This is a genomic window from Streptomyces sp. NBC_00057 (assembly GCF_045041165.1).
GTDB lineage: Bacteria > Actinomycetota > Actinomycetes > Streptomycetales > Streptomycetaceae > Streptomyces.
The window spans coordinates 6,146,943-6,171,222 of the sequence record NZ_CP108256.1 but is presented as its reverse complement, the minus strand read 5'-3'; the positions used below and the strand labels follow the sequence as shown (position 1 = coordinate 6,171,222).

Genomic DNA, 24,280 nt, shown 5'->3' with positions numbered 1-24,280 from the left:
GGGCGGTTCTCCCGTCAGGCTCCCGGGCGCCGCGTCTGATTCCGGTCCGGCACGGCCCGCGTGATGTACGCGAGACCGCCGTCCGGGGCGCGGGCGCCGCACGGGAACTCAATGTCTGGCTCGCCGGTTCCGTAAGCGATGTGCGTACGGCCTGGCGAAAGTCTTATGGGTCATCGCGCGGCCCGACCCAGGTGGCTCCCGAGTCGGAGGACTGCGCTGCAACGACCGCCTTACGCGGAACCTGTACCTTCCGGCGCCGTCGCGACGGCGGTCCCGGTGGCCATGGGTGGAGCGGCCGGGGCTGCCTCGCGGTCGGGCGCGAGCGGGTCGGTCACCGTGCCGGACTCCTCGTCGAAGAGCCCCTGCGCCAGCCTGGTCACCGCTGCGGGGACCGGCGGCGCCAGGTCGGCCACAACGCGGAGACCGGACAGGACGTCGTCAGGTCGCACGGCAGGTGTCACGTGCCGAACAACCAGCCGCAGTATCGCACAGGGCTTGTCCTCGGGCCTATCAGGCTGTGGATCAAGGGCCTGCAGGTCGACCACGGCGGCGCGGGCGTCGAAGGTCCGCATGCCGTTCTTCGCCCGGCGCTGGACCTCGACGGCCTCAGCTCCGTTGAAAGCGGCCACGGCCTTGACGGCCTCCTCGGTGGAGACACCGTCGAGACGCAGCTCCCAGATGGAGGCGGTCAGCCGGTCGGCGAGACCTGAGGTGCGGGCCTCCACGGCGTCGGTGATGTCGAGACCGTCCGGGAGCGAGGCGTTGAGCAGCTCGCGCAGGACGGCCGGATCCCGGGCCTCGGTGAGGGCGATCTCCAGGAACTCGGCTTCACTGCCCGTACCGGTGGGGGCGGCATTGGCGTACGACACCTTCGGGTGCGGGGTGAAGCCCGCCGAGTAGGCCATGGGCACCTCGGAGCGGCGCAGTGCCCGCTCGAAGGCACGCTGGAAGTCACGGTGGCTGGTGAACCGGAGGCGGCCGCGCTTCGTGTAGCGCAGTCGGATGCGCTGCACTGCCGGTGCGGGCGGCGGGCCTTCGGGCTGTCGCTTGCCCAGTGGTTCTTCTCCTTGGTGCGGGGCGGACGCGGTGGCACGCCGCCCTCGAAATGCGGGTGGCCCGGGGTGTCCGGTCCGGCTCACCCCCGCTCGGCGTTTTTCTCTCCGCGCGAGGAGATCTCTGGTTCGGGCGCCGCGCTGGGCACAGTCATTGCTTGTTGCGTAGCACCCAGCCTACGCGCAAGGGGGCTCCCCGGTTCCCGGGGCTCGGGCGCCCTCGGCCCGCCGACCAGTGCCCGCCATGCGTCACGGCGTGCCCGGGCCACGGTCTCGCGCGCCGTGCGCAGCGCCGCCCGGGCCGCGCGTCCCGCCTCGACGGCGGCCCGCTTGGCGGGGGCCCAGACGGCATCCCGTACGAAATGTCCCACCGGCGTGCACACCGTGCGATAGACCCAGGTCACCGGCGCCCCGATCAGATGCCACGCCAGCCAGGCGATGGCCCGGCCGACGGCCCGCGAGATGTACCCCGCGATGCGCCAGGCGACGCCGAAGGCGGCGGCGATCTCCCGGCCGACCGGGGCGAGGACCCGCCGGTACAGCCGGCCGAGCGGTGCGACGAGCAGTGTCAGAACCAGCCACACCACCGCCGCCCACAGACCGCTCCCGACGGCCGCGATCCCGCGCGCCAGCCGTTCGAGCAGCCAGGTGATGCCATGGCCGAGCGGAGTGAGCAGCTCCCGGTACGCCCAGGCCAGCGGCCGTACGATCAGATGCTCCGCCAGCCAGGCGGCGGCGAGCGCGAGGGGCACCAGGGCGTACCGCCACAGGCCGACCACCGGCCAGACGAACAGGGCGGTGAGCACCCAGCCGACCGCGGCGGCGATCCCCCGGCCGACCGGGGCGAGCAGCTCGCGATACACCCAGCGCAGCCCGTGCCCGATCGGGGTGAGCACCGCCTCGTACAGCCACACCACCGGCACCACGAGCCCGTACCGCACCGCCGGCACCAGCACATACCGCCAGAGCGCGACCCACGGCCAGACGAAAACCGCCGCGGCCAGCCACAGCAGCGCATGTCCCAGTGGGGTGAGCACCGCCTCGTACAGCCAGACCGCGGGGGTCACCACCAGCATCGCGAGCAGCCAGGACAGTGCTCGGCCCAGGGGGCGCAGCAGGATGCGGTCGGCGGCGCGGGCTCCCGCCACCAGGGCGTCCCAGATCATGCGGACGGGCAGGACGATCGCCAGCACCACGATCCGTACCGGAATCCTGATCAGGGTGGTCAGACAGCCCTCGCCGGCTTCGTAGTGCGCGGGGGCCTGGTGCTTGCCGTAGTCCATGCCGTAGATGACGCGAAGGCCCGGTCCGGAGTTTCCCGGACCGGGCCTTCGTCACCGAGCTGTCACCCGGAAGGGGGTTCGGCCTACTTCACGACCGACAGCGGCAGGAGCTTCTTGCCGGTCGGGCCGATCTGGATACTGGTGTCCAGCTGCGGACAGACGCCACAGTCGAAGCACGGGGTCCAGCGGCAGTCCTCGACCTCGGTCTCGTCGAGCGAGTCCTGCCAGTCCTCCCAGAGCCAGTCCTTGTCGAGACCGGAGTCCAGGTGGTCCCAGGGCAGGACCTCCTCGTAGCTCCGCTCACGGGTGGTGTACCAGTCGACGTCCACGCCGTAGTCGGGCAGCGTCTTCTCGGCGGCGGTCATCCAGCGGTCGTAGCTGAAGTGCTCGCGCCAGCCGTCGAAGCGGCCGCCGGACTCGTAGACCGCGCGGATGACGGAGCCGATACGGCGGTCGCCGCGCGAGAGCAGGCCCTCGACGATGCCGGGCTTGCCGTCGTGGTAGCGGAAGCCGATGGAGCGGCCGTACTTCTTGTCGCCGCGGATCTTGTCGCGGAGCTTGGCCAGCCGGGCGTCGGTCTCCTCGGCGCTGAGCTGCGGGGCCCACTGGAACGGCGTGTGCGGCTTGGGCACGAAGCCGCCGATGGAGACAGTGCAGCGGATGTCGTTCTGGCCGGAGACCTCGCGGCCCTTGGCGATCACATTGACCGCCATGTCACCGATCTGGAGGACGTCCTCGTCGGTCTCGGTGGGCAGACCGCACATGAAGTACAGCTTGACCTGGCGCCAGCCGTTGCCGTACGCGGTGGCGACGGTACGGATGAGGTCCTCTTCCGAGACCATCTTGTTGATGACCTTGCGCATACGCTCGGAGCCACCCTCGGGGGCGAAGGTGAGTCCGGAGCGACGGCCGTTACGGGTCAGCTCGTTGGCCAGGTCCACGTTGAACGCGTCGACGCGGGTGGAGGGCAGCGAGAGGCCGATCTTGTCCTCGGTGTACCGGTCGGCGAGGCCCTTGGCGATCTCGCCGATCTCGGTGTGGTCCGCGGAGGAGAGCGAGAGCAGGCCGACCTCTTCGAAGCCGGTCGCCTTGAGGCCCTTCTCGACCATTTCGCCGATGCCGGTGATGCTTCGCTCCCGCACGGGGCGCGTGATCATGCCGGCCTGGCAGAAACGGCAGCCGCGGGTGCAGCCGCGGAAGATCTCGACGGACATCCGCTCGTGGACGGTCTCGGCGAGGGGAACGAGGGGCTGCTTCGGGTACGGCCACTCGTCGAGGTCCATCACGGTGTGCTTGGACACCCGCCACGGCACGCCCGACTTGTTGGGCACGACACGGCCGATGCGCCCGTCCGGGAGGTACTCGACGTCGTAGAAGCCCGGGACGTAGACGCCACCGGTCTTCGCGAGGCGGAACAGCACCTCTTCGCGACCGCCGGGGCGGCCCTCGGCCTTCCAGGCGCGGATGATCTCGGTGATCTCCAGGACGGCCTGCTCGCCGTCGCCGATGACCGCACAGTCGATGAACTCCGCGATCGGCTCGGGGTTGAACGCGGCGTGGCCGCCGGCCAGCACGATCGGGTCGTCGACGGTGCGGTCCTTGGCGTCCAGCGGGATGCCCGCGAGATCCAGGGCAGTGAGCATGTTCGTGTAGCCGAGTTCGGTGGAGAAGCTCAGCCCGAAGACGTCGAACGCCTTCACAGGGCGGTGGCTGTCCACGGTGAACTGCGGGACCTTGTGTTCGCGCATCAGCTCTTCGAGGTCCGGCCACACGCTGTAGGTGCGCTCGGCGAGAACGCCCTGGCGCTCGTTGAGTACCTCGTAAAGGATCATGACGCCCTGGTTGGGGAGTCCGACCTCGTACGCGTCCGGGTACATCAGCGCCCAGCGGACGTCGCATTCGTCCCACGGCTTGACGGTGGAGTTCAGCTCACCGCCGACGTACTGGATGGGCTTCTGCACATGCGGGAGCAGAGCTTCGAGCTGTGGGAAGACCGAATCGACAGACATCGCGAACTTTCGAGAGCCGGCAAGGGTGACCATCAAGCGTACCCCGATGCTCAGCCTTCCAGCGCCGCCCGCACGCGCGGCTGCGACGCCCGCTCCCACACCTGCGGCAGCTCCCGCTCCCGGGCGGCGGCGGCCGACTCCTCCCGCCCGTACAGCAGTCCCCAGGTGAATGCCGGCTCCCCCGCCGCGTGCGCCTGGACGGCCAGGGTGCGCAGGGCGTCGCGGGCCACCACACTGTCCTGGTGGTCGCCGAGGAGGGTCTGCACGGCCTTCATCCGGTTGGCGATCCGCTTGGCCGGCTTCCCGAGCGCGGGCCGGGCCGCCTCCGCCGCGTAACGGGCACGCTTGGCGGCCTTGCGGGCGTCGTGCATGGCGAGGTCCCGGTCGTGGCCGGGCTGGAGCTCCAGGGCGTGGCCGACGCGGGTCGCGAGGCGCTCGTACTCCTTCAATACGGCGCGGGGCAGCGCCTGCTCGGGGGCGTGGGACGCGGCGGGCAGCAGCGGCGGGGCGGCGAGCAGGGCGTCGAGGCTCTCCAGGAGTGCCAGGTACCGCTTCCCGTCGAGTACGGCGACGGTCCGGCGACGGGAGCCGCCCCGGCGGGCCACCGACCAGATCCGCAGCCGGTTGCGCACGGGACCGAGGATCAGGGTGCGGGGCAGGTCGGCGAGGCCGGAGCGCAGACGGGCGTCGAGAACCTCCTGGTCGCGGTCGATACCGAGCTCGGCGGCCAGCCACTTCAGCTCGTCGCCGACCGGGTCGGTGACGCTCCGGTCGAGGATCTTCCGGTACGTCCGCAGCGCGCTGCGCAGTCTGCGGGTGGCGACCCGCATCTGGTGCACGGAGTCGGGCAGGTCGCGTCGTACGGCGGGGTCGAGGGCGACGATCGCCTCGGTCTGGTGACGGATGTACGCGAGGACGTGTTCGCCCGCGGTGGGTTGCCCGGTCTTCGCGCGCGCCCCCTTGTCCCGCTTCCGCTCCGGCGCGGTCTCGGCGAGCGCCCTGGCCAGCTTGGACGGCGATGCGGACGGGTGGACACCGGCCTTGCGCAGCCGTCGTTCGACGGCGTCGAGGAAGGCGGGGTCGCCGTCGTCGGCGAGTTCGACCTCGATCTCGGTCCAGGCGGCCGTGCCGCTGCCGCCCGTCAGCCGTTCGGCCCGCACCGTGTCGATGCTGACCTCGGCGAGCAGCGCGCCCTCGGCATCGAGCAGGTGGTGGACGTCACGGACGGTGCGCAGCCGTACGACGGGGACCAGTTCGCCGTCGCGGACCCGGGAGCGGAGCAGACCGGCGAGGGAGCGCGGCAGGGTGTCGGAGAGCGGTTCCTGGAACTCGTCCCGGATACCCGAGGCGACCGGGAATTTGAGGTGCCAGCCGGCGTCGCTCCCGCCGGTGCGGCGGCGCAGGGTGAGGGAGCCGGCCACAAGCCGGAGGTCCTCGGTGTCGTAGTAGACGGCGTCCAGTTCGCTGACGCCCCGGTGAGCGACGGCCGAGACCCCGGCCACCCGGCTCAGCTCGGGGAGCCGGGTTTCCGCGGTGGCTTCGTACTTCCGCTCGATCTCACGCTTCGAGTCCGCCATGACCCGAATCTAGACGTGTTGCACGCGAATGGGCAGTGCTCCCGTCCCGGCTCAGGCGCTTATCGGCCGCTGCACCCTGATCGACTGGAGCAGCCCGACGGCCACCCAGACGGCGAACATCGAGGATCCTCCGTACGAGACGAACGGCAGCGGAAGCCCTGCGACCGGCATGATGCCGAGCGTCATCCCGATGTTCTCGAACGCCTGGAAGGCGAACCAGGCGATGATTCCGGCGGCGACGATCGTGCCGTACAGCTCGGTCGTCTCGCGGGCGATCCGGCAGGCGCGCCACAGGACGACGCCGAGCAGAACGAGGATCAGCCCGGCGCCGAGGAAGCCGAGCTCCTCGCCCGCGACGGTGAAAACGAAGTCGGTCTGCTGCTCGGGAACGAATTGGCCGGTGGTCTGGGTGCCCTGGAAGAGGCCGGTTCCGGTGAGGCCGCCGGAGCCGATCGCGATGCGCGCCTGGTTGGTGTTGTAGCCGACGCCCGCCGGGTCGAGCGCGGGGTTGGCGAAGGCGGCGAAGCGGGCGATCTGGTAATCGTCGAGCAGGCCGAGCTGCCAGACGGCGACGGCTCCGGCGATGCCCGCGCCGAGAAGGCCGAAGATCCAGCGGTTCGACGCCCCGGAGGCGAGGAGCACGCCGAGCACGATGACGGCCATGACCATGACGGAGCCGAGGTCCGGCATTCCCATGACGATCACCATCGGGAGGAGCGCGAGGCCCAGTGCCTTGGCGACGGTCCGGTGGTCGGGGTGGAGCTGGTCGCCTGCGTCGACGCGCTCGGCGAGCAGCATCGCCATGATCAGGATGATGGTGATCTTGGTGAACTCGGACGGCTGGAGCGAGAAGCCGCCGCCGATGATGATCCAGGCGTGCGCGCCGTTGACGGTGGCGCCGAGCGGGGTGAGGACCGCCAGCACGAGGAGCACCGAGAGGCCGTAGAGGATCGGGACGGCTCCGCGCAGGGTGCGGTGGCCGAGCCAGATCGTGCCGACCATCAGGGCGAAGCCGATTCCGGTGTTGAGGACATGCCGGAGGAGGAAGTAGTACGGGTCGCCGTGCGTGAGCGAGTCACGGCCCCGGGTCGCCGAGTAGACCAGCAGTGAGCCGATGAAGGAGAGTGCGATCGCTGACCCGAGCAACGGCCAGTCGAGTTTGCGTACGAGGGAGTCGCGGGCGATGAGTTTGCCCCAGGCGGAGCGCTCGGGGGCGTACCGCGAGACGGAGAAGCCGGCCATCAGTCGCGCCTCCCGAGCACTGCCGCGAGGGTCTGCTCCTCCGGGGTCTTCTGCGAGTTCGGGTCGTACGGCTTGATCTCCGGGGCGTCGATCGAACCGTCATGCTGGATCTTCGGCAGGGACTTCTGCGGGGTGGGCAGCAGTGCCTTCTTGAGGTCCTGCTTGCCGGAGTCGTCGAGTCCGTACAGCGCGTCGTAGATGTTGCGGACGGCAGGCCCGGAGGCGCCGGAGCCCGTACCACCCTGAGAGATCGTCATGACGATCGAGTAGTCCTTGGTGTACGTGGCGAACCATGAGGTCGTCTGCTTGCCGTAGACCTCGGCCGTGCCCGTCTTGGCGTGCATCGGGATCTTGTCCTGCGGCCAGCCGCCGAACCTCCAGGCGGCGGTACCGCGGGTGGCGACGCCCGCCAGCGCCTCCTCCATCTGCTTCAGGGTCTTGGCGCTGGCCGGCAGCTTGCCGTGCGCACGGGGCCCGATCATGCTGACGTGCTTGCCGTCGGGGCTGACGATCGCCTTGCCGACGGTCGGGTCGTAGAGCGTGCCGCCGTTGCTGATCGCGGCGTAGATGGTCGCCATCTGGATCGGGGTGACGAGGGTGTCGCCCTGGCCGATGGAGTAGTTGATCGAGTCATAGGCGTGCAGCTTCATGCCCTCGAGGCAGTTCTCGTGGGCGAGCACGGTGTTGAAGTCCTTCTTCTTGGGCCACTTCTTGGCCTGTTCGCACCAGGTGTCCTTGTTGGCCTTCCAGAAGTCCTTCTTCCACTGGCGGTCGGGGACGCGGCCGGTGACCTCGTTGGGGAGGTCGATGCCGGTCTCCTTGCCGAGGCCGAACTGGTGGGCGGTCTTGAAGAACCAGTCCTTGGCGTTCTTCTTGGGTGTCAGCCCGCCGTCCTTCAGCCACTGCTGGTAGCCGAGGGCGTAGAAGACGGTGTCGCAGGAGACCTCGAGTGCCTGGCCCAGGGTGATCGGGCCGTGGCTCTGCGATTCGAAGTTCTGGTAGGTGTGACCCTCGGCGGTGTACGAGCTGCCGCAGGTGTAGTGGCCGTCGAACGGGTAGCCCGCCTGGACGGAGGCCGCGGTCGAGACGACCTTGAAGATCGAGCCCGGTGCGGCCTGGCCCTGGATGCCCCGGTTGAGCAGCGGGTAGTTGGACTTCTTGCTGGTCATCCGGGCGTAGTCCTTGCCCGAGATGCCGCCGACCCAGGCGTTGGGGTCGTAGTCGGGCAGGGAGGCCATCGCGACGACACGGCCGGTCTTGGCTTCCATGACGACGACGGCACCGGAGTCGGCCTTGTAGTTCTCGCCGGTGTTCTTGTCGAACTGGGTGCGGGCGACCTTCATCGCGTCGTTCAGCTCGTACTCCGCGACGGCCTGGACCCGGGCGTCGATGGAAGTGACGACGCTCGATCCGGGCTCGGCCTCGTCGTCCTTCGCCTGGCCGATGACCCGGCCGAGGTTGTCCACCTCGTAGCGGGTGACGCCGGCCTTGCCGCGCAGCTCCTTGTCGTAGGTGCGCTCCAGGCCGGAACGGCCGACCTGGTCGGAGCGGAGGTACGGCGAGTCGGTGTCCTGGGCCTTGGTGATCTCTTCGTCGGTGACGGGCGAGAGGTAGCCGAGGACCTGGGCGGTGTTGGCCTTGCCGGGTGCGGCGTAGCGGCGTACGGCGGTGGGTTCGGCGGTGATGCCGGGGAAGTCCTCGGCGCGCTCGCGGATCTCGAGGGCCTGCTGGGTGGTGGCCTCGTCGGTCACCGGGATCGGCTGATAAGGCGAACCGTTCCAGCAGGGCTGCGGCGTCTTCGCGTCGCAGAGCCGGATCTTGTCGAAGACGTCCTTCGGCTTCATGCCGAGCACATCGGCGAGCCGGGTCAGGACGCCCTTGCCGTCGTCGTCCATCTTCAGCAGATCGGTGCGGCTGGCGGAGACGACCAGGCGGGTCTCGTTGTCGGCGAGGGGCACCCCGCGCGCGTCGAGGATCGATCCGCGGACTGCCGGCTGGACAACCTGCTGGACGTGGTTGTTCTTCGCCTCGGCGGAGTACTCCTGGCCGTTGCGGATCTGGAGGTACCAGAGGCGCCCGCCGAGGGTGAGCAGCAGGGAGAAGACGAGGACCTGGATGACGACGAGACGGATCTGGACCCGCTGGGTCCGTCCGGTCTCGGGGATATTGCTCACGGGGCGCCCCCGGTGGTGGTCGGTCCGGAGATACGGAGGGTGTCCCCGCTGTGGTGCGGCCTCACAGTCGCTTGACTCCCTTGATCCGTCCGGCGCGTGCCGCTCGGTTGCGGGCGACCTTGACGCGCAGTCCGCCGCGCTGGCCGCCGATCCGCAGTCCGGTGCCGGAGGCCAGCCAGCCCGCGGCGACGTCGCCGCCGCCGGAGGAATCGGCGAGCGGATCGTTCACCGTGCGTCTGGCGATCGCCATGATCAGGGGAACGACGAACGGCGCAAGGAGCAGGTCGTAGACGGCGGCGGTGAACAGCAGGCTGCCGAGGCCCACATGACGGGCCGCCGTGTCCCCGACGAGCGCGCCGACGAGCGCGTACAGCAGCGTCGAGCCGATCGCCGCGGCGACTACCGCGGCCATCGGCACGAAGGCCGACTTGAGCTGCCCGTTCTCCGGCTTGACCAGTCCGGCGCAGTAGCCGATGACGCAGAGGACCAGTGCGTAGCGTCCGGCCGCGTGGTCGGCAGGTGGTACCAGGTCGGCGAGGAGTCCCGCGCCGAAGCCGATGAGGGCGCCGCTGACATGCCCGTACACGAAGGCGAGTCCGAGGACGACGAGGAGCAGCAGGTCGGGCACGGCGCCGGGAAGCTGGAGGCGGGCGAGTACGGAGACCTGGACGACGAGGGCGACCACGACCAGGACGATGGAGAGCAGAGTCCGGTTCAAGCGCATGGGGATCAGCTCTACCTCTGCTCGTCTACCGCGTTGCCGGCGCTCTGTGTGGCATTCGGGCTTCCGCTGGGATCCGGGCTCTCGTTGACGTTCCCGACGACGTTGCCGTCGGTGTCGACGATGTCGCCGTTGGGCGAGATCGTGACGGTGACGGTCGGGGTGGGCTTGGGTTTGGCGGGCTTGGCGGGCGCTTTCGGGAGGACCATGTCGCGGGGGTCCTCGCGCGGGGCCTGGACGACGATGCCGACGATGTCGAGCTTGGTGAACCCGACGTACGGGCGGACATAGACGGTACGGGTCAGGCCGCCCCCGGACGGGTCGACGCGGACGACCTCGCCGACCGGGACGCCGGGCACGAACGGCTTGTTCTTGCTGGAGCCGAAGGTGACAAGCCGGTCGCCCTTCTTCACCTTGGCCTTGCCGTTGAGGAACTGGACGGACAGCGGCTGGGAACCCTGGCCGGTGGCGAAGCCCAGTTCGTCGGTCTTCTCCATACGGGTGCCGACGGTGAAGTCGGGGTCGTTGGCCAGGAGCACCGTGGCGGTGTCCGGGCCGACGGTGGTGATCCGGCCGACGAGACCGTCGCCGTTGATGACGGTCATGTCGCGCTTGATGCCGTCGTTGGAGCCCGCGTCGATCGTGACCGTCCAGGAGAAGCCCTGGGCAGCTCCTATGGCGATGACCTCGGCGGCCTTGATGCCGTACTGTCCGGCGGCCGACTTCTTCAGCATCCGGTCCAGCTCGCGGACCCGGTTGCGGTTCTGGTCGTCGCTGCCGAGCTTCGTCTTGAGCGCGGCGTTCTGCTGCTCCAGCTCGGCGATCCGGTTGTGCCGTGCGCCGGAGTCGCGTACTGCCCCTATGGCGTTGCCCACCGGGTCGACGGCTGCCGCGACGCCGTTCTCAACCGGCCCGAAGACCGTGGCGGCGGCCCGCCGGGCGCCGTCCACCGGTGACTCCTCGCCGCCGCGGATGTCCACCGTGATCAATGCGAATGCGATGGCGATCAGCAGCACCAGGAGCAGCCGGCTCTCTCGTGTGTCCCTCACGTGCGGCGGCCGTGCCTTCCTCGTCGGAATGTTCGTGCCTGTATATCAACGATCGGCCGTACGGAGCGGCAGTGGTCCGCACAGCAGACTGATGTGTTGTTTATCTGTGGGCCGGGCTGTGCCGGCTACCTGCGGGGCTGGGCGTCCAGCACCTGCTGGAGCGCCTCGAACTCCTCGACGCACTTGCCGGACCCGAGCGCCACCGAGTCCAGCGGGTCCTCGGCGATGTGGATCGGCATCCCGGTCTCGCGCCGCAGCCGCTCGTCCAGTCCGCGCAGCAGCGCGCCGCCGCCGGTGAGGACGATGCCGCGGTCCATGACGTCGCCGGAGAGCTCCGGCGGGCACTTGTCCAGCGTGGTCTTCACCGCGTCGACGATCGCGTTGACCGGCTCCTCGATGGCCTTGCGGACCTCGGCGGCCGAGACGACCACGGTCTTGGGCAGCCCGGAGACCAGGTCGCGGCCGCGGATCTCGGTGTGCTCGTCCTTGTCCATGTCGTACGCCGAACCGATCGTGATCTTGATCTGTTCGGCGGAGCGCTCACCGAGGAGGAGCGAGTACTCCTTCTTGATGTGCTGGATGATCGCGTTGTCCAGCTCGTCGCCGGCGGTCCGGATCGACTGGGCAGTGACGATTCCGCCGAGCGAGATGACCGCGACCTCGGTGGTGCCGCCACCGATGTCGACCACCATGTTGCCGGTGGCCTCGTGGACCGGCAGCCCCGATCCGATGGCCGCCGCCATGGGCTCCTCGATGATGTGCACCTGGCGCGCGCCGGCCTGCGTCGATGCCTCGATGACGGCGCGTCGCTCGACCCCGGTGATGCCGGAGGGCACGCAGACGACGACCCGCGGGCGGGCCAGGTAGCGGCGCTTGTGGATCTTCAGGATGAAGTAGCGGAGCATCCGCTCGGTGATCTCGAAGTCGGCGATCACGCCGTCCTTCAGGGGCCGTACGGCAACGATGTTGCCCGGTGTACGCCCGATCATCTTCTTGGCCTCGGAGCCGACCGCCAGGATGCCGCCGGTGTTGGTGTTGATGGCCACGACGGACGGCTCGTTCAGAACGATGCCGCGCCCCCTGACGTACACCAGCGTGTTGGCAGTCCCGAGGTCGATAGCCATGTCACGGCCGATGAACGACATTGAGTTCCCCTTGTTCCCCATGAGGATGCGTCGGGCCTTCCAAGAAAGCGATGATGGCTTGTTCTGGTCGGCGAAATGAGCGCTGCAGGCGTGGAAGATTCCATCGTAGTGCCGTGTGCACGGACACCGCGCGAGGGTCCTTCGCCTTTGTGGGCGGAACGGGTGGCCGTTCCACTCATGGTGACGTTACGTCGGAGTGATGCGTTCCCGCGATCCGGGACCCTATGCCGAAGGGCGACCGAATTAATTCGGTCGCCCCGGGTCATGAGCGCTGATCGGCTGATCCGGGGTCAGGAAAGGCCCGGGAAGAACAGCTTCATTTCTCGCTCTGCGGACTCCTCTGAGTCCGAGGCGTGGATGAGATTCTCCCGCGTGATCGTGCCGAAGTCACCACGGATGGAGCCGGGCGCGGCTGCGATCGGGTCGGTGGGGCCGGCCAGCGTACGGATGCCCTCGATGACCCGCTCGCCCTCGGCGACCAGCGCCACGATCGGGCCGGACTGCATGAACTCGACGAGCGGCTCGTAGAACGGGCGGCCGACGTGCTCGGCGTAGTGCTGCTCCAGCGTGGCGCGGTCGAGGGTGCGCAGCTCCAGCGCGGTGATCCGCCAGCCGGCCTTGCGCTCGATCCGCCCGACGATCTCGCCGACGAGTCCGCGCCGGACGGCGTCGGGCTTGAGGAGAACGAGGGTGCGCTGGGTCATGATGTGCGGCTCCTTGCAGGCATGCGGGTGCGGTGAAGCGAGGCTACAGGGGTACGGGGACGGGCCTGCGGCCGGGTTTGGCCACGGGGTACCGGATCAGCCACCGGCCGGGGCCTCGGCCGGTGGCTGCGCGGCCGCCCAACGGGCCTTCGCCTCGTCGACCTTGCGGCCGTAGTGCACCGAGGCCCACCACAGGCCGCCGAAGACCAGGCCGAGGATGAACATCATCGGGACGACGAAACCGCTCAGTACCAGGGCGATCTGCAGCGCCCAGCCGAGCTGCATCCCGCCGGGGCGGGTGATCATCCCGCAGAGCAGCACGGACAGCAGCATGCCGATGCCGCAGACCGTCCAGACCGTGGTGTTCGTCAGGTCGTCGGACTTCATCGCGACGAGTCCGGCGAAGCCGATCACGAAGAACTCGCCGATCAGCGTCGATGCACAGAGCGTACGCACGGGTCAGTGCCTTCCCAGGAGCAGTCGGGCCTCGCCGACCGTGATCACGGAACCGGTCACCAGCACGCCGGCGCCCGCATATTCGTCCTCCTCCTCGGCGAGGGTGATCGCCGCCTCCAGCGCGTCGTCCAGGCGCGGTTCGACCTGGACGCGGTCGTTGCCGAAGACCTCGACCGCGACGGCGGCCAGTTCGTCGGCGTCCATCGCGCGGCCGCTGGAGTTCTGGGTGATGACGACCTCGGCGAAGATCGGCTCGAAGGCTTCGAGCAGCCCCTTGACGTCCTTGTCGCCGCTGGCACCGACCACACCGATCAGCCGGGAGAAGCCGAACGCCTCGGAGAGCCCGTCGGCGGTGGCGCGGGCGCCCGCCGGGTTGTGGGCCGCGTCCAGGACGACGGTCGGGCTGCTGCGGACCACTTCGAGGCGGCCCGGCGAGATCACCGAGGCGAAGGCCCGGCGGACCGTGTCGATGTCGAGTGCGCCGGGCTGCTCGGCGCCGATCCCGAAGAAAGCCTCCACTGCGGCGAGCGTCACCGCCGCGTTGTGCGCCTGGTGGGCGCCGTACAGCGGGAGGAAGATCTCCTCGTACTCGCCGCCGAGGCCGCGCAGCGTCAGCAACTGGCCGCCGACGGCGATCTCGCGGGAGACGACACCGAACTCCATGCCCTCGCGGGCGACCGTGGCATCGACCTCGACGGCCTTCTTCAGCATGACCTGCGCGGCGTCCACCGGCTGCTGCGCCAGGATGACCGTGGCACCCTGCTTGATGATCCCGGCCTTCTCACCGGCGATCTCGGCGTGCGTGGCGCCGAGCCGGTCGGTGTGGTCAAGCGAAATGGGGGTGACGACGGCGACCGAGGCGTCGATGACGTTCGTCGCGTCCCAGCTGCCGCCCATGCCGACCTCCACGACGGCGACATCGACCGGCGTGTCGGCGAAGGCCGCGTACGCCATGCCCGTCAGCACCTCGAAGAAGGAGAGCCGGTACGGCTGCTGGGCGTCGACCATCTCCACGTACGGCTTGATGTCCTGGTACGCCTCGATGAACCGCTCGGGGTCCATCGGGGCGCCGTCCAGGCTGATCCGCTCGGTGATCGACTGGACGTGCGGCGAGGTGTAGCGGCCGGTGCGCAGGTCGAAGGCGCCGAGCAGCGCCTCGATCATGCGGGCCGTGCTCGTCTTGCCGTTGGTCCCGGTGATGTGGATCGAGGGGTACGCGCGCTGCGGCTCGCCGAGCACATCCATCAGCGCGGCGATGCGCGCGACGGAAGGCTCCAGCTTGGTCTCGCCCCAGCGTCCGGCGAGCTCCTGCTCCACCGCGCGAAGCGCCTTGTCCACCTCCGGATCGGCGGGGCGGACGGGGGCGTCCTGGCCCTGCGGCGGTCCCGAGCGGGTGCGCAGGGTACGGCTCCCGGCCTCGATCACCGCCAGGTCGGGGTCGCGCTGGGTCGCTTCGTCGACGATCTCCGCGAAGGTCTCGTCGGGATCGGAGGCGTCGTGCCGGTCGGAAGGGCGGGGCTCACTCACGAGGCCAGTCTACGGATGGACACGGGCATCGCGCGCAGCGCCCGGTCGCCTGAGTCCTGACCGCGCGCGGGGATGGGCGAAGCCCCCGTACTCCCGGCGGCGGGAGTACGGGGGCTTCGCCCTCAGCGGGTGATCAGCCCTGCGGCAGGTTCGCCAGCTGGTTGGTGATCCGCTCGATGTCCGCCTCGGCCTTGGCGAGCCGGCCACGGATCTTGTCGACCACGTTGTCCGGGGCCTTGCCGAGGAACGCCTCGTTGGAGAGCTTGCCGTTGGCCTGGGCCTTCTCCTTCTCGGCAGCGCCCAGGTCCTTCGTCAGGCGCTTGCGTTCTGCCTCGACGTCGATCGTGCCGGACAGGTCGAGGGCGACGGTGGCCCCCGCGACCGGCAGCGACGCGGTGGCGTGGAAGCCGTCGCCGGCGGGCTGCAGGCGCAGCAGCTGGCGGATGGCCGCCTCGTGCGGGGCGAGCGCCGTGCCGGTCAGGGTGAGCTCGGCCGGGACCTTCTGGCCGGGCTGCAGGCCCTGGTCGGAGCGGAACCGGCGGACCTCGGTGACGACCTGCTGGACGAGCTCGATCTCCTTCTCGGCCGCGTCGTCGCGGAAACCGGAGTCGGTCGGCCAGTCGGCGATGACGACGGACTCCCGGCCGGTGAGCGCGGTCCAGAGTGTCTCCGTGACGAACGGGACGACCGGGTGCAGCAGCCGCAGCATCACGTCGAGGACCTCACCGAGGACCCGGCCCGAGACCTCGGCCGGCTTGCCGCCCGCGAAGAACGTGGTCTTGGACAGCTCGACGTACCAGTCGAAGACCTCGTCCCAGGCGAAGTGCCGGAGTGCCTCGCTGAGCTTGGAGAACTGGAAGTCGTCGTAGTACGCGTCGACTTCGGCGACGGTCTTGTTGAGCCGGGACAGGATCCAGCGCTCGGTCACCGACATCTCGTCGGCGGACGGCAGTTCGCCCTCGATCGTGGCGCCGTTCATCAGAGCGAAGCGGGTGGCGTTCCAGATCTTGTTGGCGAACTTGGCGGAACCCTGGACCCACTCCTCACCGATCGGGACATCGGTGCCCGGGTTGGCACCGCGCGCCAAGGTGAAGCGCAGCGCGTCGGAGCCGTACTTGTCCATCCAGTCCAGCGGGTTGACGACGTTGCCGAACGACTTCGACATCTTCTTGCCGAACTCGTCACGGACCATGCCGTGCAGAACGATGGTCTCGAAGGGCGGCACACCGTCATTGACGTACAGGCCGAACATCATCATCCGGGCGACCCAGAAGAAGAGGATGTCGTAGCCGGTGACGAGGACGGAGTTCGGGTAGAACTTCGCGAGGCTGTCGGTCTGCTCCGGCCAGCCGAGCGTGGAGAACGGCCACAGGCCGGAGGAGAACCAGGTGTCCAGGACGTCGCTGTCCTGCGTCCAGCCCTCGCCGGTGGGTGCCTCGTCGTCCGGTCCGACGCAGACCATCTCGCCGTCGGGTCCGTGCCAGACGGGGATGCGGTGCCCCCACCACAGCTGACGGGAGATGCACCAGTCGTGGAGGTTGTCGACCCAGTCGAAGTACCGCTTCTCCATCTCCTGCGGGTGGATCTTGACCTTGCCCTCGCGGACGGCGTCACCGGCCGCCTTGGCGAGCGGGGCGACCCTGACCCACCACTGCATGGACAGCCGTGGCTCGACGGTGGTCTTGCAGCGCGAGCAGTGGCCGACGGAGTGGAGGTACGGGCGCTTCTCGGTGACGATCCGGCCCTCGGCGCGCAGCGCGCCGACGATGGCGGACCGGGCCTCCAGGCGGTCGAGTCCCTCGAACGGACCGGGGACGGTGATGACCGCGCGCTCGTCCATGACCGTGAGGAACGGCAGGTCGTGGCGCATACCGATCTCGAAGTCGTTCGGGTCGTGCGCGGGCGTGACCTTCACAGCGCCGGTACCGAACTCCGGGTCGACGTGGTGGTCGGCGACGACGGGGATCGTGCGGTCGGTCAGCGGCAGCTTGATCCGCTTGCCGACGAGGTGCTTGTAGCGCTCGTCGTCGGGGTGGACGGCGACGGCGGTGTCACCGAGCATCGTCTCGGCGCGGGTGGTGGCGACGACGATGGTGTCGTCCCCCTCCCCGTACGTCATCGAGACGAGCTCGCCGTCGTCGTCCTGGTACTCGACCTCGATGTCCGAGATCGCGGTCAGACAGCGCGGGCACCAGTTGACGATGCGCTCGCGGCGATAGATCAGCTCCTCGTCGTACATCCGCTTGAAGATGGTCTGGACGGCGGTGGACAGGCCCTCGTCCATGGTGAAGCGCTCACGGGACCAGGCGACGCCCTCGCCGAGCCGGCGCATCTGGCCGGAGATCTGGCCGCCGGACTCGTTCTTCCACTGCCAGACGCGCTCGACGAAGGCCTCGCGGCCCAGGTCGTGGCGGGACTTGCCCTCCTTGCCGAGCTCACGCTCGACGACGTTCTGGGTGGCGATGCCGGCGTGGTCCATTCCGGGCTGGTACAGCGCCTCGAAGCCCTGCATGCGCTTGCGGCGGACGAGGGCGTCGATCAGCGTGTGCTCGAAGGCGTGCCCCAGGTGCAGGCTGCCCGTGACGTTCGGCGGCGGGATGACGATGGAGTACGGAGGCTTCTCGCTGTGCTCGTCGGCTTCGAAGTAACCACGTTCTACCCAGCGCTCATACAGCTTCCCCTCTACCTCGGCCGGTGCGTACTGGGTCGGCAGTTCGGGGTTGCTGGCTGGCGTCTGCTGAGTGTTCTCGGTCACGGGGGACAGTTTAGGGCCGTCACCGTCGTGCACTGAAACCGGTTTGTTCCGTAACGGTGTGACTCCTGATGCTCCGCGGCGGTGGCCCTTCCGTCAGGATGTTCGGAACGCATAAGCATTCCGAACAGGGGACACCGCAGATGAGCTACAACCAGCCGGGCCCGTACGGCGGGCAGCCTCCACAGGGCCAGCCCGGACCGTACGGTGGCCAGCCGCCGCAGGGTCAGCCCGGCCCGTACGGCCAGCAGCCGGGCCCGTACGGTGGCCAGCCGCCCCAGGGTCAGCCCGGCCCGTACGGCCAGCAGCCGGGCCCGTACGGTGGCCAGCCGCCCCAGGGTCCGCCGCAGGGCCAGCCCGGTTACGGGTACCCCCAGCAGGCCCCCCAGGGTGTCCCGCCGCAGCAGCAGCCCCAGCCGGGCTACGGCTACCCGCAGGCCCAGCAGCCGGGCCCGTACGGCCAGCAGCCGCAGGCCCCTTACGGCCAGGCCCCGTACGGCACGGTGCCGATGCCCCCGGTCCAGCCGAAGAAGAAGACCGGCCTGATCATCGGTGGCGCGGTCGTGGCGCTGGCGGTCATCGCGGGCGGGGTGTACTTCCTGACGTCGGGCGGGGGCAGCGACACGCTCAGCGACGACGGGCCGCACAAGCTGACCACGCCGACGAAGGTGCTGGGCGAGTACAAGCGCTACGGCGGTGACAACTCGGGCGTGAAGCAGGACGCCGAGGCCACGAAGGAACTGACGGCCAGCGGCATCGAGAACGGCAAGACCGTCACCGGTATCTACTCGACCGCGGATCTCAGCAACTACGACCCCAGCGACCCGAGCACCATGCCCGATGTCGCCACGGCGAAGGGCATCACCTATCTCGGTGCGTACGGCAAGGTCGAGGACCCGGCCAAGGCGCTGGACAAATTCTTCGCCACACTGAAGAAGAGCGCGTCCGAGAACTCGAAGAACGACACCGAGTTGCTCGGCGAACCGGAGGAGGTGTCTCCCTCCGGCTTCGAGAACGGCATCATGAAGTGCCAGGCCGCCAAGACCGGCAAGGAGAAGACCGACTGGTTCTGCGCCTGGTCGGACTTCAGCACCATGGCGATGGTGTCCCCCGGCGACGTCACCAAGAACGTGGACAAGGACACAGCCGTCAAGATCACAACGGATCTCCGCAACGAGATCCGCGTCGAGGCCAAGTAGCAAGCACGGAACGGCAGAAGGGGCGCCCGGCCAGGTGTACTGGCCGGGCGCCCCTCGCGTTCACGTACCGCTACGCGGACTTCTCGTGCCGCCCGTCGTCGCCCTTGCCGATCGTCCGCGGCTCGCGCGGGACCAGGGTCGGGTTCACGTTGTTGCGGACGACGTCCGCCGTGATGACGACGCGGGCGACGTCCTTGCGGGACGGCACCTCGTACATCACGGACTGGAGGACCTCTTCCATGATGGCCCGCAGGCCACGCGCGCCGGTGCCGCGGAGGATCGCCTGGTCGGCGATGGCCTCCAGGGCCGGGCGGTCGAAGTCCAGCTCGACACCGTCGAGTTCGAACAGTCGTTGATACTGCTTCACCAGCGCGTTGCGCGGCTCTACGAGGATCTGCAGCAGCGCCTCACGGTCCAGGTTGTGGACCGAGGTGAGGACAGGCAGACGGCCGATGAACTCCGGGATCATCCCGAACTTCACCAGGTCCTCAGGCATGACCTCCTGGAACTGGTCGCTCGCCTCGATCTCCCGCTTGGAGCGGATCGTCGCGCCGAAGCCGATGCCCTTGGCACCCGCCCGCGACTCGATGATCCTCTCCAGACCGGAGAAGGCACCGCCCACGATGAACAGCACGTTCGTCGTGTCGATCTGGATGAACTCCTGGTGCGGGTGCTTCCGGCCGCCCTGCGGCGGTACGGAGGCGGTGGTGCCCTCCAGGATCTTCAACAAGGCCTGCTGGACGCCCTCGCCGGAGACATCGCGGGTGATCGACGGGTTCTCGCTCTTGCGGGCGACCTTGTCGATCTCGTCGATGTAGATGATCCCGGTCTCGGCCTTCTTGACGTCGTAGTCCGCGGCCTGGATGAGCTTCAGCAGGATGTTCTCGACGTCCTCGCCGACATAGCCGGCCTCCGTCAGCGCCGTCGCGTCGGCGATGGCGAACGGGACGTTGAGCATACGGGCCAGGGTCTGCGCGAGAAGCGTCTTGCCGGAGCCCGTGGGGCCCAGCAGCAGGATGTTGGACTTGGCCAGCTCGATGGCGTCGTCCCGGCCCTGCGCGCCGCCGTTCTCGCCCGCCTGGACCCGCTTGTAGTGGTTGTACACAGCGACCGAGAGGGCCTTCTTCGCGGGCTCCTGCCCGACGACGTACCCCTCGAGGAACTCGTAGATCTCGCGCGGCTTGGGGAGTTCCTCCCACCGCACCTCGGAGGTCTCCGCGAGCTCCTCCTCGATGATCTCGTTGCAGAGATCGATGCACTCGTCGCAGATGTACACACCGGGTCCCGCGATGAGCTTCTTCACCTGCTTCTGGCTCTTTCCGCAGAACGAGCACTTGAGCAGGTCGCCGCCATCACCGATGCGTGCCACGAGGTGCTTCCCCTTCGCCTGGGAGCAGCTTGGTTCAGCGGCTCCTGGTGCCTCTATCCGACGGTACCTTGCCTTGACCCCCGTTCGGGGCCCCCTTGGCAGGGTTCACACCGCCGATGCGGTGTGAACCCGCCGTGCCAAAGGGTGAAGGCCGATGTCAGACGGCTGTGACCGCCTGCTTGCGGGTCGACACGATCTGGTCGACGAGACCGTAGGCGAGGGCGTCCTCGGCGGTCAGGATCTTGTCGCGCTCGATGTCGTCGCGGATCTTGTCGATCGGCGTGGTGGAGTGCTTGGCCAGCATCTCCTCCAGCTGGGTGCGCATCCGCAGGATCTCATTGGCCGCGATCTCCAGGTCGGAGAGCTGCTCCCGGCCGGTCTGCGAGGACGGCTGGTGGATCAGTACACGGGCGTTGGGCAGCGCCATCCGCTTGCCGGGCGTACCCGCGGCGAGCAGCACGGCCGCGGCGGAGGCCGCCTGGCCCATGCAGACCGTCTGGATGTCCGGCTTCACGAACTGCATCGTGTCGTAGATCGCGGTGAGCGCGGTGAACGAGCCGCCGGGGCTGTTGATGTAGATCGAGATGTCCCGGTCCGGGTCCATCGACTCCAGGCACAGCAGCTGCGCCATGACGTCGTTGGCGGAGGCGTCGTCGATCTGCACGCCGAGGAAGATCACGCGCTCCTCGAAGAGCTTCGCGTACGGGTCGTACTCACGCACGCCCTGCGAGGTGCGCTCCACGAAGCGCGGCACGATGTAGCGGTTGTCCACCTGCGGGCCGGTGTAGAGGCCGCTCGCGGAGGCGCCGGGGAAGTTGTTCATGTGGGTGTTCACCATCCTGGTGGCGTTCTGTGGCTGGGTGTCTCGGCGTACGAGAGGTGCGCGGGGCGGTGGAGCCGGATCCCGTTGGGTACCGGATCAGGCGCCGGTGCCGCCGCCGCCCGGAACGCCCGATGCGATCGTGATGATCTCGTCGATGAGGCCGTACTCCTTGGCCTCCTCCGCGGTGTACCAGCGGTCGCGGTCTCCGTCGCGGATGATCGTCTCGACCGTCTGGCCGGAGTGGCGGGCGGTGATCTCCGCCATCCGCTGCTTGGTGCGCAGCAGGTACTGGGCCTGGATCTTGATGTCCGAGGCCGTACCGCCGATGCCGGCCGAACCCTGGTGCATGAGGATGTCGGTGTTCGGGAGCGCGAAGCGCTTGCCCGCGGTGCCGCCGGTGAGCAGGAACTGGCCCATCGAGGCCGCCATGCCCATACCGATGGTGACCACGTCGTTCGGGATGTACTGCATGGTGTCGTAGACCGCCATGCCGGCCGTCACCGAACCGCCGGGGCTGTTGATGTAGAGGTAGATGTCCTTGTCCGGCTCGGCGGCAAGGAGAAGCAGCTGCGCCGTGATCTTGTTGGCGATCTCATCATCGACCTGCTGACCGAGGAAGATGATGCGCTCGCCGAGCAGCCGGCTGTAGACCTGGTCACCGAGGCCTCCACCGAGGGACGGCTCTCCGGCGGCGTAGGGCATCAGATTCGTCACGTATCCACCTGCTCGTCTCTGACGGCTCCGGCCGTCTCAGCGTCTTCGTACCGGGTGGGCAGGGACTCCCCTGCCCTTCCTATTCATGGACCCTAACGCGCAGGTAGGACAACGCCATCCCGCTTCCGCAACTGTTCGCTGGGAGCGCAAGCTCCGCAGTCCGCACAAGGGTTGTGGGGCACCGTACGCCATACGACGACGGGCTCCGAACGCACAGCGTCCGGAGCCCGTCGTACGGGTTCAGCGCGAGGCTCAGGCCTCGTTCTTCTCCTCGGTGACCTCGGCAACGGCCTCGGCGGCACCATCGGCGGCCTCGACCGTCTCGATGGCCTCCTCCTCGTCGTCCTCCAGCTCGACGACCTCACCGTTGGTGTCGACGACCTTGGCGGCCTCGACGACCACGGCCAGCGCCTTGCCGCGGGCGACCTCGCCGACGAGCATCGGCACCTGACCGCCCTCGACGACGGCCTGGGCGAACTGGTCGGGGCTCATGCCGGAGGAAGCAGCGCGCCGCATGAGGTGCTCGGTGAGCTCCTCCTGGTTGACGTTCAGCTTCTCCTTGTTGACGATCTCGTCCAGGATGAACTGGGTCTTGATGCCCTTGACCGCCTGCTCGGAGGTCTCGGCCTCGAACTCCTCGACCGTCTTGCCCTGGATCTCCAGGTACTTGTCGAGGGTCAGACCCATCTGACCGAGCTGGTGGTGCTCCAGGTTGTGCTTGCGGGTCTGGACCTCGTCCGCGAGCAGCTTCTCCGGGATCGGGACCTCGGCCAGCTTCAGCAGCTCGTCGAGGACGCGCTCCTGGGCCTGGGTGGCCTGGTCGAACTGCTTGGTGTTCTCGAGGCGCTTGCGGCTGTCCGCCTTCAGCTCGTCGAGGGTGTCGAACTCGCTCGCCATCTGGGCGAACTCGTCGTCCAGCTCGGGGAGCTCACGGGCGGCGACGGCGGTGACCTTGACGGTGACCTCGGCCTCCTTGCCCTCGGCCGAGCCGCCCTTCAGCTCGGAGGCGAAGGTGGCCTCGCCACCCGCCTCCAGGCCGGTGACGGCGGCGTCGATGCCGTCGAGGAGCTCGCCGGAACCGATGGTGTACGAGACACCCTCGGCCACGCCGTCCTCCAGGACCTCGCCGTCGACCTTGGCCTGCAGGTCGATCGTCACGACGTCGCCCTCGGCGGCGGCGCGCTCGACCGGGTTGGTGGAGGCGAAGCGCTCGCGGAGCTGCTCCACGGCCTTCTCGACGTCCTCGTCGCTGACCTCGAGGGCGTCGACGGTGACCTCGATGCCGGAGTAGTCCGGAATCTCGATCTCGGGGCGTACGTCAACCTCGGCAGTGAAGGCCAGCAGCTCGCCGTCCTTCAGCTCGGTGATGTCGACCTCGGGCTGACCGAGGACGTTGAGCTCGCCCTCGTTGACAGCCTCGGTGTAGAACTTCGGGAGGGCGTCGTTGACGGCCTCCTCCAGCACCGCACCACGGCCGAACCGCTGGTCGATGACCCGGGCGGGGATCTTGCCCTTGCGGAAGCCCTTCACCGTGACCTGCTGGTTGATCTTCTTGTACGCCGCGTCGAGGCTGTCCTTGAGCTCCTCGAAGGGCACCTCGACAGTGAGCCGAACCCGGGTCGGGTTCAGGGTCTCCACGGCGCTCTTCACGGTTCGGTCTCCTTGTGGCTGACTTCTTGGGGTTCTGCTCCGCCGCACGGGAGGCGGCTTCGCGGACCGAGCCCGGTACATCAGACACACGGGCACGCATTTTGCATAGTAACGGCAAGGAGACGGACTCCCACAATGCGATCTTGCCGGTGGTCTGCGATCTTGCCGATGGTCGGGGTGGCCGGATTCGAACCGACGACCTTCCGCTCCCAAAGCGGACGCGCTACCAAGCTGCGCCACACCCCGTCGGTGCGACACGTAGGGTACATGCAGACAGGCAGTGCGTCAGCCGCTTTTCGCGGGCGGCACCGAACGCGACACCGGGTGACCGCAATCGGGTGTGCGGGCAGTGCCCGCGACCCGCTACGATGCTTCTCGTTGCCGCCGGTCCCCGGACCTGCGGTGCGCTGCTTGCGGGCGTAGCTCAATGGTAGAGCCCTAGTCTTCCAAACTAGCTACGCGGGTTCGATTCCCGTCGCCCGCTCCACGCTTGGGCCCGGCCCGACGAATTCCTCGTCGGGCCGGGCCCTTTGCGTTCCGACTGCGTCCTGCCCGCGTCCTGCCGGGCCTCTCGCGCCGGAGCGCGGGCGCCGGCACGGCCGGATCAGAAGCTGATCTGGTTGATGGTCTCCGCTATCGAGTTCATGAACCTGCTTATCGACGGAGCCATGCCGGTCGATGCCAGGAAGAAGCCGAAGAGCACCGCGACGATCGCGGGTCCGGCCTTGAGGGAGCCACCTCGGATCAGGACCACCAGGATGATCGCCAACAGAAGCACCACAGACAGTGAAATGGCCACGACTGATCACACCCTTGGTCGGTCCGCCTTGCCGG

19 protein-coding genes and 2 tRNA genes are annotated in these 24,280 nt (G+C 68.6%); 2 read left to right on the top strand and 19 right to left on the bottom strand.

The genetic code is table 11. From position 1 onward, the window contains the following. Positions 1–230 precede the first annotated feature (230 nt). From OG953_RS28990 to OG953_RS28930, 13 genes are all read right to left on the bottom strand, one after another. The gene (locus tag OG953_RS28990; RefSeq protein WP_405687959.1) at positions 231–1,013 is read right to left on the bottom strand and encodes a TIGR03936 family radical SAM-associated protein; all 783 of its coding nucleotides are present in this window, start codon (positions 1,011–1,013) and stop codon (positions 231–233) included. A 122-nt stretch (positions 1,014–1,135) separates the two neighbouring features. Continuing rightward, positions 1,136–2,335, bottom strand: a complete 1,200-nt coding sequence (locus OG953_RS28985) for a hypothetical protein (RefSeq protein ID WP_405687957.1) — start codon at positions 2,333–2,335, stop codon at positions 1,136–1,138. A gap of 83 nt (positions 2,336–2,418) precedes the next feature. After that, positions 2,419–4,344 (bottom strand): TIGR03960 family B12-binding radical SAM protein, encoded by a 1,926-nt coding sequence (locus OG953_RS28980; RefSeq protein ID WP_405687956.1) that lies wholly within the window; start codon positions 4,342–4,344, stop codon positions 2,419–2,421. A gap of 50 nt (positions 4,345–4,394) precedes the next feature. Next, the gene (locus tag OG953_RS28975; RefSeq protein WP_405687954.1) at positions 4,395–5,921 is read right to left on the bottom strand and encodes a CHAD domain-containing protein; all 1,527 of its coding nucleotides are present in this window, start codon (positions 5,919–5,921) and stop codon (positions 4,395–4,397) included. A 51-nt stretch (positions 5,922–5,972) separates the two neighbouring features. Further along, positions 5,973–7,163 (bottom strand): rod shape-determining protein RodA, encoded by a 1,191-nt coding sequence (gene rodA, locus OG953_RS28970; RefSeq protein WP_405687953.1) that lies wholly within the window; start codon positions 7,161–7,163, stop codon positions 5,973–5,975. Then, positions 7,163–9,337, bottom strand: coding sequence for a penicillin-binding protein 2 (gene mrdA / locus OG953_RS28965; RefSeq protein WP_405687952.1), 2,175 nt, complete (start codon positions 9,335–9,337; stop codon positions 7,163–7,165). The genes rodA and mrdA overlap by 1 nt, the downstream gene beginning before the upstream one ends. A gap of 61 nt (positions 9,338–9,398) precedes the next feature. Further along, positions 9,399–10,061, bottom strand: a complete 663-nt coding sequence (gene mreD, locus OG953_RS28960) for a rod shape-determining protein MreD (protein WP_405687950.1) — start codon at positions 10,059–10,061, stop codon at positions 9,399–9,401. 11 nt (positions 10,062–10,072) lie between these two features. Further along, positions 10,073–11,107, bottom strand: a complete 1,035-nt coding sequence (mreC, locus tag OG953_RS28955; RefSeq protein WP_405687949.1) for a rod shape-determining protein MreC — start codon at positions 11,105–11,107, stop codon at positions 10,073–10,075. A gap of 125 nt (positions 11,108–11,232) precedes the next feature. Then, entirely contained in the window at positions 11,233–12,252 is a 1,020-nt protein-coding gene (locus OG953_RS28950) for a rod shape-determining protein (protein ID WP_351202912.1), read from the bottom strand. Between the two features lie 290 nt (positions 12,253–12,542). Continuing rightward, positions 12,543–12,956 (bottom strand): nucleoside-diphosphate kinase, encoded by a 414-nt coding sequence (gene ndk, locus OG953_RS28945; protein ID WP_405687947.1) that lies wholly within the window; start codon positions 12,954–12,956, stop codon positions 12,543–12,545. Positions 12,957–13,052: 96 nt separating this feature from the next. Next, complete coding sequence (locus OG953_RS28940; protein ID WP_405687945.1) at positions 13,053–13,412, bottom strand: DUF4233 domain-containing protein; 360 nt, start codon at positions 13,410–13,412, stop codon at positions 13,053–13,055. Positions 13,413–13,415: 3 nt separating this feature from the next. Beyond that, positions 13,416–14,939, bottom strand: coding sequence for a bifunctional folylpolyglutamate synthase/dihydrofolate synthase (locus OG953_RS28935; protein ID WP_405687944.1), 1,524 nt, complete (start codon positions 14,937–14,939; stop codon positions 13,416–13,418). A 133-nt stretch (positions 14,940–15,072) separates the two neighbouring features. Next, the gene (locus tag OG953_RS28930) at positions 15,073–17,694 is read right to left on the bottom strand and encodes a valine--tRNA ligase (protein WP_405687943.1); all 2,622 of its coding nucleotides are present in this window, start codon (positions 17,692–17,694) and stop codon (positions 15,073–15,075) included. A 140-nt stretch (positions 17,695–17,834) separates the two neighbouring features. Here OG953_RS28930 and OG953_RS28925 point away from each other — a divergent pair, with 140 nt between their 5' ends. Next, a complete protein-coding gene (locus OG953_RS28925; protein WP_405687941.1) occupies positions 17,835–18,890 on the top strand; it encodes a hypothetical protein in 1,056 nt (351 codons plus the stop codon). Between the two features lie 70 nt (positions 18,891–18,960). On the opposite strand, the gene clpX is transcribed toward OG953_RS28925, so the two are convergent. The 5 genes from clpX to OG953_RS28900 all read right to left on the bottom strand — a co-directional run bounded on the left by clpX (position 18,961) and on the right by OG953_RS28900 (position 23,692). Next, positions 18,961–20,259, bottom strand: a complete 1,299-nt coding sequence (gene clpX, locus OG953_RS28920) for an ATP-dependent Clp protease ATP-binding subunit ClpX (protein WP_114244485.1) — start codon at positions 20,257–20,259, stop codon at positions 18,961–18,963. A gap of 157 nt (positions 20,260–20,416) precedes the next feature. Next, positions 20,417–21,097 (bottom strand): ATP-dependent Clp protease proteolytic subunit, encoded by a 681-nt coding sequence (locus OG953_RS28915; protein WP_327275258.1) that lies wholly within the window; start codon positions 21,095–21,097, stop codon positions 20,417–20,419. An 81-nt stretch (positions 21,098–21,178) separates the two neighbouring features. Beyond that, entirely contained in the window at positions 21,179–21,784 is a 606-nt protein-coding gene (locus OG953_RS28910) for an ATP-dependent Clp protease proteolytic subunit (protein ID WP_176729207.1), read from the bottom strand. Between the two features lie 264 nt (positions 21,785–22,048). After that, complete coding sequence (tig, locus tag OG953_RS28905) at positions 22,049–23,446, bottom strand: trigger factor (RefSeq protein ID WP_405687939.1); 1,398 nt, start codon at positions 23,444–23,446, stop codon at positions 22,049–22,051. Between the two features lie 169 nt (positions 23,447–23,615). Next, positions 23,616–23,692: transfer RNA gene (locus tag OG953_RS28900), tRNA-Pro, on the bottom strand. Positions 23,693–23,859: 167 nt separating this feature from the next. On the opposite strand from OG953_RS28900, the gene OG953_RS28895 reads away from it, so the two are divergent. Beyond that, positions 23,860–23,933: transfer RNA gene (locus OG953_RS28895), tRNA-Gly, on the top strand. A 117-nt stretch (positions 23,934–24,050) separates the two neighbouring features. On the opposite strand, the gene OG953_RS28890 is transcribed toward OG953_RS28895, so the two are convergent. Beyond that, a complete protein-coding gene (locus OG953_RS28890; protein ID WP_405687938.1) occupies positions 24,051–24,245 on the bottom strand; it encodes a hypothetical protein in 195 nt (64 codons plus the stop codon). Positions 24,246–24,280: the final 35 nt, after the last annotated feature.